The sequence below is a fragment of the Clostridium sp. Marseille-P2415 genome, from assembly GCF_900155545.1.
Taxonomy (GTDB): domain Bacteria; phylum Bacillota; class Clostridia; order Lachnospirales; family Lachnospiraceae; genus Lacrimispora.
On record NZ_LT732526.1, the window covers coordinates 684,294 to 696,621 of the forward strand.

Below are 12,328 nucleotides of genomic sequence, written 5' to 3' on the forward strand. Positions count from 1 at the left end.
ATCTGGAATAGAAAAAGGAGACCAGGAACCGATGAAGAAGATTCTTGATTTGATTACGGCAGAGATGAAAGCAGCATTTGCGGTCTGCGGGTACGACGAAGCCTATGCAAAGGTAACCTTATCCAACCGCCCGGATCTTTGCGAGTATCAGTGCAACGGGGCTATGGCGGCAGCCAAGGCTTATAAAAAGAAACCCTTTGATATTGCGTCGGAAGTGGTGGAGAAGCTTTCCGGCAGCCATATATTTGCTGCGGTAAATGCCGTGATGCCGGGCTTTATCAATTTAAAGCTGGGCGCAGATTATCTGGCGGAATATTTGAACGGCATGGCTGACGGGGAGCAGTGCGGATGTGAAAAGACCGGGAACCCCATTACGATCATCGTGGATTACGGCGGAGCCAATGTAGCGAAACCGCTGCATGTAGGGCATCTCCGTTCTGCAATTATCGGCGAGAGCATCAAAAGAATGGGCCGTTTTCTGGGCCATCGGGTGACCGGAGACGTTCATCTGGGAGACTGGGGCCTTCAGATGGGGTTAATCATTGAAGAACTGAAGGACAGAAAGCCGGATCTGGCTTATTTTGATGAGTCCTATGAAGGGGAGTATCCGGAGGAAGCGCCTTTTACCATCAGTGAATTGGAGGAGATCTATCCGGCAGCCAGTTCAAAAGCCAAAGCAGATGAGGCATTCAGTGTAAGGGCTCACGAGGCTACCTTAAAGCTCCAGAACGGCTACCGGCCTTACCGGGCGGTCTGGCAGCATATCATTAAAGTTTCAGTCGCTGATTTAAAAAAGAATTATGAAAATCTGAACATTTCCTTTGATTTGTGGAAAGGGGAAAGCGATGCGGAAGCCTATATCCCGGGCCTGATTCAAGAGCTGGAGGACAAAGGCCTTGCATATGAGAGCCAGGGGGCACTTGTTGTGGATATTTCAGAAGAAAGTGATTCCAAGGAACTTCCTCCATGCATTGTAAGAAAATCAGATGGCGCTGCACTTTACTCTACCTCTGATCTGGGGACCATTATTGAGAGGGAAAAGGATTTAAAACCGGACTGGTATATTTACATCACGGATAAACGCCAGGAACTGCACTTCATTCAGGTATTCCGTGTGGCGAAAAAGGCGGGCATTGTCCCGCAGGACAAGAAGATGTCCCATCTCTGTTTTGGCACCATGAACGGAAAAGACGGAAAGCCCTTTAAGACAAGGGAAGGCGGAGTCATGCGTCTGGAAACCCTGATTTCGGATATCAGCCAGGCAGCCTATGAAAAAATCATGGAGAACCGGACCGTTTCCGAGGATGAAGCAAGAGCGACTTCCAGGATCGTGGGTATGGCGGCCTTAAAGTATGGCGATCTGTCCAATCAGGCTTCTAAGGATTATGTATTCGATATGGACCGTTTTGTATCCTTTGAGGGAAATACCGGCCCTTATATCCTTTATACCATTGTACGCATCAAGTCCATTCTGGCAAAATACCAGAGCCTTGAAGACAAAGATCAGGAAAAGGAGCAGATTCTTTCCGCCGCATCCGATGCAGAAAAAGACCTGATGCTGCAGCTTTCCAGATACAATGAAATCATGGAGACGAGCTTTGCTGAGCTTGCGCCACATAAAATCTGCCAGTATATTTATGAGCTGGCCAATGCATTCAACCGGTTCTATCATGATACAAAGATTATAACCGAACAGGATAAAAAACAGCGGGCATCCTGGATCCGTTTGATCAGTCTTGTCAAGGATGTGCTGAACTGCTGCATTCATGTACTGGGAATTGAGGCACCGGAACGAATGTAAATGGTGAACGGATGTGAGGAGTTATGAGAATATCACATATGACGACAAATGCCTTTTGGAAAGGTGAATCAGGCGTCAGAGCCCTGGTGGAGGATCAGGGAATAGAATATCGGGCAAGTCTGCATATCAAGGGTAGTCAGGTTTTTGACTACTCTTGTTCCTGTGCTCAGGGGAATTCTTACCGGGGCATGTGCCCTCACTGCAGAGCTTTGTATGAGGTCTATAAGGAACAGGGAGCGGATAACCAGGGCAGGCCGGTCACCACTTCCCAGCAGGCCAGAGCCATGATCCGGGAATACACCAACCGTGAGGTGGCCCGCATCATGAGCGAGGGAGAAGAGGAAAAGATCAGGCTTTCGGTTTCCATGCTGGTCAGCCGCCGGGAAGTGAAGCTGGAATTTAAGCTGGGAAGGGACCGGCTCTATATGGTCAAGGACCTGGCAGCTTTTGCAAAGGCGGTGGAAAACGGTACCTATGTAGAATACGGAAAAAATCTGGCATTCCATCATAACCTTTCCGTGTTTGTAAAGGAAAGCAGGCCGCTTCTGGAATATATCTTAGAGATCGTGAATGCTTACTGCGAGCATCATGAGCAGTTCCAGAAAAGCTCCTTTTCCACCCGCCCTGTTTTACGGTTCCTGAATTTAAGCCGTGCAAGCCGGGACCGTTTTTTTCAGATCATGAAGGGAACGGTCCTGGAACTGGAGGATTACAGGGGACAGAAGCGGCAGCTGGAGATTGTGGACCGCAATCCGGCTCTAAGAGTTACCATAAAACGTCAGGGGCGGGAGGGCGTGCTGATATCCATTGACAGGGATCTTCTTTCCTTTGAAGGGGAACACCACCTTTACCTGGCGGATATGAAATATCTGTACTGCTGTGACCAGTCCTGCAGCGAAACGCTTGGGGTATTCCTGCAGCAGATGATGGAAGGGTATGGCACCGCTTATGAAACGGAAATCAATGACAAGGATATGCCTCTTTTCTATGAGCGGGTGCTAAAAAGGATAGCGGCTTATTGCAGCATTGATTCCGGGGAACTGGATTTGGAGATATTTAAACCCGACGAATTAAAAGCCAGGTTTGATTTTGATTCGGACGGTCCGGAAGGGCTGGTTTTAAAGCCCACCCTGTCCTATGGAGATTATTCTTTCCAGCCTGTGGAAGATGAGCGGCTGCCCCGTACCGTGTGCAGGGATGTACCGGGAGAGTTCCGCATCAGCCAGCTCATAACCCGTTATTTTAAGTATAAGGAATATGAATCCGAGTATCCTGCCATACGCAACGATGAAGAAGCGGTTTATCGTCTGTTAACGGAAGGCATGAACGAATTCATGGCTTTGGGCGAGGTATATTTTTCGGAATCCTTTAAAAAGCTGAAGGTTCTTCCGCCTCCGAAAGTCTCCATAGGAGTCCGCAGCGCGGGAAACTGGCTGGAGCTTCAAGTGGATACCGACGGGCTGTCCGGAGCTGAGCTTGCCAGGCTTTTGGCGGAATACAGCCAGAAAAAGAAATATTACCGTTTAAAAAACGGAGAATTTATAAGTCTTGATGATAACGGGCTGATGACGGTTGCAAAGCTTGTAGATGGTCTTTCCGTTGACCGTTCAGATGTCCGGAACAAGTCGTTTTGCCTTCCGAAATACAGGGCGCTCTATCTGGATGGCCTCCTGAAGGAGGGGAATGGCATTACGCTTTACCGGGACCGGCTCTATAAGGCGTTGGTCCGGGGGATGAAGTCGGTGGAAGACAGCGACTTTGAGATCCCGGAAGCTCTCCGCCATGTGCTGAGAGGGTATCAAAAGACGGGTTACCGGTGGCTGCGGACTCTTGACAGCTATGGCTTTGGGGGAATCCTCGCGGATGATATGGGCCTTGGGAAAACCATTCAGGTGATCGCCCTGCTTCTTGACGAGGCGGGGAAAATGGAACATACCACCTCCCTCATTGTCTGCCCTGCTTCTCTTGTGTATAACTGGGAAAATGAGTTTCACACCTTTGCGCCAAATCTTAAGGTTCTGACGGTCGCCGGTACGGCATCGGAACGTGAGGCACTGTTAAAGCATACGGATGAAGAAGATGTACTGATTACCTCCTATGATCTGTTAAAGCGGGATATCGACCTTTATGAAGACAAATCTTTCCGTTTTCAGATCATTGATGAAGCCCAGTATATTAAAAACGCATCCACACAAAGTGCTAAGGCAGTAAAGGGTATTGCCGCAGGCTGCAGGTTTGCATTAACCGGAACTCCTATCGAAAACCGCCTGTCTGAGCTGTGGAGTATCTTTGATTTTCTGATGCCGGGATTCTTGTTTTCGTACAAGAAGTTTAAAAAGGAGTATGAGCTTCCCATTGTCCGGGATCAGGAGCGGTCTGTATTAGAAGGCCTTCACCGCCTGATCGGCCCTTTTATTCTGCGGCGCCTTAAGAAAGATGTGTTAAAAGAACTTCCGGATAAGCTGGAAACTGTTATTTATTCCGCTTTTGATAAGGAACAGAAGGAGCTGTATGCGGCCAATGCGTTTCGCTTGAAGGAGGAGCTGGAAAGTCTGGAAGGCGGGACGGGAAGAGATAATATCCAGATACTTGCCGGGCTTACCAGGCTCCGGCAGATATGCTGCGATCCTCATTTGTGCTATGAGAATTATAATGGGGAGTCGGCAAAGCTGGAAACCTGTATCGACCTGGTGAGGAACGGGGTGGAAGGAGGACATAAGATTCTGCTCTTTTCCCAATTCACCTCCATGCTGGAGATCATCGAGAAAAGGCTCAAAAAGGAAGCATTCCCCTACTATATGCTGACCGGATCCACGCCGAAGGAGGAACGGCTTCACATGGTGAATTCCTTTAAAGCTGACGATGTCCCCCTGTTCCTGATTTCCTTAAAGGCAGGCGGAACAGGACTTAACTTAACAGCGGCCGATCTGGTCATTCACTATGATCCGTGGTGGAATGTAGCAGCTCAGAATCAAGCCACGGACCGGGCTCACAGAATCGGACAGGAGAAACAGGTGTCCGTATTTAAGCTGATCACAAAAGGTACCATTGAGGAAAATATTTTAAGGCTGCAGGAGTCCAAGAAGGATTTGGCGGAGCAGATCATAACAGAGGGAACGATTTCCTTAAGCAATCTGACCCGGGAGGATTTAATCGGGCTCCTGGATGAAAGAAAGGATGGATGAGTGATGAAAGTATTACTGTTAAACGGAAGCCCTCATGAGAAGGGCTGTACCAATCGGGCGCTGCTTGAGGTGGCAAAAGCATTGGATGGGGAAGGCATTGAGGCTGAGACCGTCCATATCGGAAACCAGGCGATCCATGGCTGCATCGCTTGCGGAAAGTGCGCCCAGACCGGCAGATGTGTATTTAAAGGCGATCCGGTGAATGCGGTATTGGATCAAATGGATCAGGTGGATGGGCTGGTTGTCGGTTCACCGGTTTACTATGCCTCGGCCAATGGCTCGCTTTTCTCCTTTTTAGACCGTCTGTTTTATGCGGGAAGGGATTTTGCCTTTAAGCCGGCCGCGGCGGTTGCTTCTGCACGCCGGGCAGGAACCACGGCGACTCTTGACGCCTTAAACAAATATTTTACCATCGCCCAGATGCCTGTAGTCTCTTCCAGATATTGGAATATGGTTCATGGAAGAACCCCGGAAGAAGTGGAACAGGATTTGGAAGGACTCCAGACCATGAGAACCCTTGGAAAAAATATGGCATGGCTTTTAAAATGTCTGGAAGCCGGGAAAGCCGCAGGAATCAGCCTTCCGGCGCAGGAAGAGAAGACCTGGACAAATTTTATCCGGTAAAAGATGCAAAAATTCCCTTTACTTTTTCTCTGGGTAGTGTATAATGAAAAAGGCACTATATGTAGTGTTTATAAAATCACAGATACAAAATATAGAAGAGGTTAAGGTGACAGGGATGATAAAGGTTCAAAAGCGTGACGGCAGAATTGTTGAGTATAACAGAGAGAAGATCATTACGGCTATCCGAAAGGCCAATGCAGAGGTGGAAGCCTATGAGCAGGCCGGCGAGGACATGATTGATGCAATCCTGGATTATGTGGAGGGCCACGGGTCCGACGTGATTAACGTGGAGACCATCCAGGATATGATAGAGAGCAGTCTGGTGAATAAGAATAAATACACCCTTTCCAAGAAGTACATGATTTACCGCTACCAGAGGGCGCTGCTCCGTAAGGCCAATACAACGGATGAGTCCATCCTTAAGCTGATCAAGAACGAGAATAAGGAGCTGGCAGAGGAAAATTCCAATAAGAATACCATTCTGGCTTCCACCCAGAGGGATTATATTGCAGGAGAGGTGTCCAGAGATTTAACCAAGCGGATGCTGCTTCCGGAGCGGCTCACCCTTGCCCATGAGCAGGGAGCCATTCATTTCCATGATGCGGATTACTTCGTACAGCCGATTTTTAACTGCTGTCTGATTAACATTGGGGATATGCTGGACAATGGCACGGTGATGAACGAAAAGATGATTGAGAGCCCGAAAAGCTTTCAGGTAGCATGCACCGTCATGACCCAGATTATCGCAGCCGTTGCCAGCAACCAGTACGGCGGACAATCCGTGGATATCCGCCATCTGGGCAAATATTTAAGAAGAAGCAATGACAAATTCCATAAACAGATCCGTGAGGAATTCGGAGATATGGTAACGGACGAGATGGTGGAAAAGATGGCCGGTATCCGCCTTCGGGATGAACTGAAATCCGGTGTCCAGACCATACAGTATCAGATTAACACCCTGATGACAACCAATGGGCAGGCTCCGTTTGTCACCCTGTTTTTATGCCTTGACGATCACGATGAGTACATCAATGAAAATGCCATGATCGTAGAGGAAATCCTCCGTCAAAGGCTTGAGGGAATTAAGAACGAGGCCGGTGTTTATGTCACTCCGGCGTTTCCGAAGCTGATTTATGTGTTAGATGAAAATAACTGCTTAAAGGGCGGGAAATATGATTATATCACCAAGCTGGCGGTAAAATGTTCCTCCAAGCGCATGTATCCGGATTACATTTCCGCCAAGAAGATGAGGGAGAACTACGAAGGCAATGTGTTCAGCTGTATGGGCTGCCGAAGCTTCCTGTCCACATGGAAGGATGAAAACGGAAATTATAAATTCGAGGGAAGGTTCAATCAGGGCGTGGTAAGCATTAACCTGCCCCAGATCGGCATTCTGGCAAAGGGAGACGAGGAAACGTTCTGGAAGCTTTTGGATGAGCGCCTGAACCTGTGCTATGAGGCACTTATGTGCAGGCATAAATCCCTGGAGGGCACTCTTTCTGATGTGAGCCCCATCCATTGGCAGTACGGAGCCATTGCAAGGCTTAAGAAGGGGGAGAAGATCGATCCGCTGCTCCACAATGGCTATTCTACCATTTCACTGGGATACATTGGCCTTTATGAGACCACAAAGCTTATGAAGGGAATGAGCCACACGGCTCCGGAAGGAGAAGAATTCGCCCTTCGCGTGATGAACCGTATGCGGGAGGCCGTTGATAAGTGGAAAGAGCAGACCGGCCTTGGCTTTGGCTTATACGGAACACCGGCAGAATCCCTTTGCTACCGTTTTGCCAAAATTGACCGGGAGCGTTTCGGAATAATCCCGGATGTGACGGATAAGGGGTATTACACCAACTCCTACCATGTAGATGTGCGGGAGCATATCGATGCATTCAGCAAGTTCACCTTTGAGAGCCAGTTCCAGAAGATATCTTCCGGCGGGGCTATTTCCTATGTGGAAGTGCCTAATATGAAGAACAATCTGGAGGCGATGGAGGAAGTGGTGAAATTCATTTACGACAACATCCAGTATGCAGAGTTTAACACAAAATCGGACTATTGCCAGGCATGCGGCTTTGACGGCGAGATCATCATCAACGACGACATGGAATGGGAATGTCCTCAGTGCCACAACAAAGACAAGAGCAAGATGAATGTAACCAGAAGAACCTGCGGCTATCTGGGAGAGAATTTCTGGAACACCGGAAAGACAAAAGAGATCAAATCCAGGGTTCTTCACCTGTAGGAGGCTGTAACATGAATTATGCTGCCATAAAGCCTACGGATGTTGCCAACGGTCCCGGTGTCCGCGTGTCACTGTTTGTCAGCGGGTGCACCCATTATTGTAAGGGCTGCTTTAATTCGGAGGCCTGGGATTTTCATTATGGGCAGGAATACAGGCCGGAAACCACAAAAAAGATACTGGAGTATCTGGATCATACCTACATTGCCGGCTTAAGTCTTTTAGGCGGAGAACCCATGCACCCGGAAAACCAGAAGGGAATCCTGCCCCTGGTGGAATTGGTAAAGGAACGTTTCCCGGAAAAGACAATCTGGTGTTACACCGGTTATGATTTTGAGAAGGATATTATGGGGGATATGGCAGGGAGTCTTGCGGAGACGATGAGGATTTTAGCGTGTCTGGATGTTCTGGTAGACGGAAAGTTTGAAATTGAAAAAAAAGACTTGAAGCTGCGGTTTAAGGGCTCCTCCAACCAGAGAATCATCAGGGTGCCGGAGTCTCTGGCTTTGGGGAAGATCGTATTGTGGGAATAAACTTGATTCAGAAATCAAGATAAAGAAGGATATGAGAAGGGGAATGATATGCCATCGGTTTCCTTACTCATATCCTTCTTAAATTCATATTGGCTATCAGGAATGCTGGACAGTCTCAAGGTATTTCTGCATGAAAGAAAAGGTGATGTCATATTGTCTGCATATCCTGTGGATTTCCACAAGTCCGATGATAAGGGCGAAAATCCCGGTAGCAATGTTGCTGACTGCCATGACTATCCCCACGCTGGTGCTCCCTAAATCTGTGAAATTCTGTAAATACCACAGCACAGGCACCCGGAACACAAAAACCCTGCAAAAGTTAATGGTCAGCGTGATTTTTGTTCTGCCAAACCCGTAAAGCAGCGCCAGAACCGCTGCATTGATGCCCAGGGGAATAGCCCCATAGGCTTCATAACGGTAGATAGAGGCGATCATCCTGCCGAATTCCCCGTCATTTCCGGCGAACAGGGCGCTGACCTGGTCTAAGAAAAACAGGGAGAAGGACATAAGCGTGGCTCCCAGTATGATGTTGATGAGCAGAATACAGCCAAATGCCTTTAAGGCCCGCTTTGGTTTGCCGGCTCCTACGCTCTGGCTGATGATCGCGGACCCGCCTTCCTGGAATCCGTTCTGGGGCATGGTGGTGATTCCGCCAATGTTATTGGATATGCCCAAAGCACCCACGGTCAGAGCACTGTAAATGGTACTCATGGAGTTGATGATAACCTTGCCGAAAGAAAAAGCTATTTTTTCAATGATCACCGGTATGGATAGAAAAATCATGGGCTTTGTGACGGCTGGTTTTAAACTGATGCTATGGAACGAGAATCCAAATGCATTATCCTTCTGGTTTAAATTCACCACGGCAGCGGCCAGTAAGAAGGATTGGGAAACAATGGTTGCTGCAGAAATCATGTTGATTCCGGCTCCCAGTACATATACGAAAAGAGCCGTTAAGGACAGCTTGATGGCAATGACGCCCATATTTAAATGAAGGATTCTCCTGGAGTTACCCCGTGCCCGTTCAATCGCTATGTATACGTTGTTAAAAAAGCTGATGACCATTCCAATGAGCTCCAGACGGAAATACTGGGTTCCTTCTGCGATAAAGCTTTCCGGAGTCCTGGCAAAACGGAGAAACTGGGGTGCTGCCGGTATGAGCAGAAGCAGGATGGCGGTTCCCAGGATCCCGCACATGGCAAATAAGCTGCTTACCCGTTTCTTTACCAGCTCATAATCACCGGCACCGTAGGCCTCGCTGATTTTCAAACTGGAACCGATGGCAAGACCTCCTCCCAGAGCGGAAAGCATTAAATTGATCTGGGAAAGATAAGCGACCGCTGAGACGGAGCTGGCGCTGATGTGGGCTGCCATCATGGAATCGAATATCTTAAAAAGCTGGTTCAGGCTCTGGTACAGGGCCAGAGGCGTTCCGACGTAGAGTACGACCTTCCACATATTGTCATTTAAGGCAAAATTGCGGAATTTTTCATCCTTGGCGGACAGATTTGCTTTGAGTGACATGTTTTTTCTCCTTTTGTACAATGGAATCTTGTGCATAAATAAGCATAAAGCAAAGAAGAAATAAAATCTACGAATAATATGTTGGATTTCACCCTTATTACAGAAAATTTGCTCTCTATTTTTAAATTTCAGGTTTTAACCGAATCAAGTAAGTAGCGATGCGGATTGCGAATATCCGCTTGACGTAGTGTGAAATTGTGATATAGTAACCCTTTGAAAGGCTGGTGATACCAAATGATTCAGAAAAAAAAACATGGACAGATGTCAGAAGCGGTATCGACCGGAATCATTCTGACACTCTCCGGGGGGTTACAGGATGCATATACCTATTATTTCCGGGGCAAAGTCTTCGCTAACGCACAGACCGGTAATATTATTATCTTAAGCAGCAATGTAATGGACGGTAACTGGCAGGGGGCATTTCATTACATCCTTCCAATTCTGGCTTTTGCATCGGGAATTTACGTATCTGAAATAATACGCGGAATTTTTAAAGAACTTAATCTGCTGCATTGGAGACAGATTGTGGTGATGATTGAGATTCTGCTGCTTTTATTGGTGGGTTTTCTTCCGCAGTCCTTCAATATGGCGGCAAATGCCCTGGTATCCTTTGTCTGTGCCATGCAGGTGGAAGCATTCCGCAAGATGAAGGGAAGCGCTTTTGCCAGCACCATGTGCATCGGGAATTTAAGGTCTGCCACGGAGATGCTGTACCGTCACCGGCACACAAAGGAGAGAGGCAGTCTGGAAAAATGCCTCCGTTACTATGGAGTCATTGCCATATTTGCCATTGGAGCCGGTGCGGGAAGCTTTCTGATCCCGTATTTCGCAGAAAAGACCATCTGGTTTTCCTGTGCACTTTTGATTGCCGCCTTCTGTATGATGTTTATCCGGGAGGAGTCGGAATCTGAACGAAATTGAAAGAAAATGTTACACAGGCTGAAAGATTGTATTTTCTGTATAAAAAGATTGCTCTCTTTCGTGGATTGTGCCCATAGGAAATCGGCATCTGTTCATTTATAATGCAAGCTGTAACCGGGAAATGAGATTAAAAAAAAGGAGGCACTTCAATATGGAATATCGAAAATTTGAGCATACATTTGTAGTACGGCTGGATCCGGGAGATGAGATCCTTACCAGTCTGATAAAGCTATGCAGGGATGAAAAGATCGGACTTGCTTCCGTTACAGGACTTGGCGCCGTAGGAACGGTCCAGCTGGGTGTCTTTGATACGGAAAAAAAGCAGTATTACAGCCGGGAATATAAGGGACTTTATGAGATTGCCTCTTTAATGGGCAGCATCACAAAAAAGGAAGGGGATCCATACCTCCATCTTCATATGGTAATTGGAAATCCCCAAACAGGAGAATGCCACGGCGGACATTTGGGCCGGGCCGTCATCAGCGCTACGGGAGAACTGGTGCTGACGGAAATTCCGGGAGCGGTCGGGCGCAGGGAAGATGAAGCAATCGGATTAAATCTGTTTCAGTTTGATGCGGAAGCTTAAGCCTTCCAGTATTTCCTGGCAAGTTCTATAAAATACTGGGCCGCATGGGTCAGATAACTGCCTTTCCGGTAGGTGGCAACCACATCCCAGGACGGATGGGATTGTATGGAAAAACATGCAATTCCTTCGTATCCTTTCCGTAAATAATAATAAGGAATCAGGCCGCAGCACAGGTTTGCCTGGATCATCGTTAAAATGGTACTGGTGCTGGCGGTCTCGAACAAAACATTTGGTTCAAATCCCGCCTCCTCAAAGATCCCATCCACCAGCTGCCGAATGGTAGATTCCTTATACATGAGGACAAACGGTTCATAGGCAAAGGAGGCAATATCCAGTATTGGAAACGGACCGGATTCCATTGCAGTTGAAAATTCGCTGAGAGGGTGCTTTTTCGGTATGGCAAGGTAGATTTCTTCTGTAGCGATAGGAATGTATTCATCCGAAGTTCGCTGGTTGTCACAAAGCGTCAGAAAGCCGATATCCAAGTCGCCCCGGGCAATCATAGCCTGCTGTTTTTTTACACTCAGCTCATTGGGAGTCACGATGATTTCCGGAAATTCCCTGTGAAATTCCGGATAAACGGCAGAAAACATAGCAATTCCCCTTCCTGTGGTGAAGCCAACGGAAAGGCGGCCCTTTTTATCGGAGACCATATCGTTAATGATACGATAGGTCTCTTGTTTTGTCTGCAGCATTTTCCGGGCGTTTTCCAGATAGACCTTTCCGGCTTCGGTAGGACGCCAGTCCGTGCGGGACCGGTGAAAAAGCTGAGTGCCCAGCTCCTTTTCCAGGCGCAGAAGCTGCTGGTTTAAAGCAGGCTGAGTAATAAAGAGCTTTTCCGCGGCCCGTGTAATGTTATTTTCTTCCGCAATTTTTAAGATATATTCAATCTGTTTCGTATCCAACTCTTGT

At 47.7% G+C, this 12,328-nt stretch carries 9 protein-coding genes; 7 read left to right on the top strand and 2 right to left on the bottom strand.

Features of this window, described 5'->3' with window-relative positions; translation table 11 throughout:
* The first annotated feature begins 31 nt into the window (after positions 1-31).
* The 5 genes from argS (at position 32) to nrdG (ending at position 8,385) form a co-directional block, all read left to right on the top strand.
* Positions 32-1,801 carry an arginine--tRNA ligase gene (gene argS, locus BQ9856_RS08135; RefSeq protein ID WP_077610580.1) on the top strand — a complete coding sequence of 590 codons (1,770 nt, stop codon included), beginning with the start codon at positions 32-34 and terminating at the stop codon, positions 1,799-1,801.
* A 23-nt stretch (positions 1,802-1,824) separates the two neighbouring features.
* The gene (locus BQ9856_RS08140; protein ID WP_077610581.1) at positions 1,825-4,986 is read left to right on the top strand and encodes a DEAD/DEAH box helicase; all 3,162 of its coding nucleotides are present in this window, start codon (positions 1,825-1,827) and stop codon (positions 4,984-4,986) included.
* A gap of 3 nt (positions 4,987-4,989) precedes the next feature.
* Entirely contained in the window at positions 4,990-5,610 is a 621-nt protein-coding gene (locus BQ9856_RS08145) for a flavodoxin family protein (RefSeq protein ID WP_077610582.1), read from the top strand.
* 118 nt (positions 5,611-5,728) lie between these two features.
* Positions 5,729-7,855 (top strand): anaerobic ribonucleoside-triphosphate reductase, encoded by a 2,127-nt coding sequence (gene nrdD, locus BQ9856_RS08150; protein ID WP_442855579.1) that lies wholly within the window; start codon positions 5,729-5,731, stop codon positions 7,853-7,855.
* 11 nt (positions 7,856-7,866) lie between these two features.
* Positions 7,867-8,385 (top strand): anaerobic ribonucleoside-triphosphate reductase activating protein, encoded by a 519-nt coding sequence (gene nrdG, locus BQ9856_RS08155; RefSeq protein WP_077610583.1) that lies wholly within the window; start codon positions 7,867-7,869, stop codon positions 8,383-8,385.
* Positions 8,386-8,481: 96 nt separating this feature from the next.
* Here the strand turns inward: nrdG and BQ9856_RS08160 are convergent, their stop codons facing one another.
* Complete coding sequence (locus BQ9856_RS08160) at positions 8,482-9,909, bottom strand: MATE family efflux transporter (RefSeq protein WP_077610584.1); 1,428 nt, start codon at positions 9,907-9,909, stop codon at positions 8,482-8,484.
* Between the two features lie 234 nt (positions 9,910-10,143).
* Between BQ9856_RS08160 and BQ9856_RS08165 the strand changes: the two genes are divergently transcribed.
* Both BQ9856_RS08165 and BQ9856_RS08170 read left to right on the top strand, forming a co-directional pair.
* The gene (locus tag BQ9856_RS08165; protein WP_235839180.1) at positions 10,144-10,830 is read left to right on the top strand and encodes a YoaK family protein; all 687 of its coding nucleotides are present in this window, start codon (positions 10,144-10,146) and stop codon (positions 10,828-10,830) included.
* A gap of 151 nt (positions 10,831-10,981) precedes the next feature.
* The gene (locus tag BQ9856_RS08170) at positions 10,982-11,416 is read left to right on the top strand and encodes a PPC domain-containing DNA-binding protein (RefSeq protein ID WP_077610585.1); all 435 of its coding nucleotides are present in this window, start codon (positions 10,982-10,984) and stop codon (positions 11,414-11,416) included.
* Here the strand turns inward: BQ9856_RS08170 and BQ9856_RS08175 are convergent.
* The gene (locus tag BQ9856_RS08175; protein ID WP_077610586.1) at positions 11,413-12,321 is read right to left on the bottom strand and encodes a LysR family transcriptional regulator; all 909 of its coding nucleotides are present in this window, start codon (positions 12,319-12,321) and stop codon (positions 11,413-11,415) included. The two genes, BQ9856_RS08170 and BQ9856_RS08175, sit on opposite strands and share 4 nt — an antisense overlap.
* Positions 12,322-12,328: the final 7 nt, after the last annotated feature.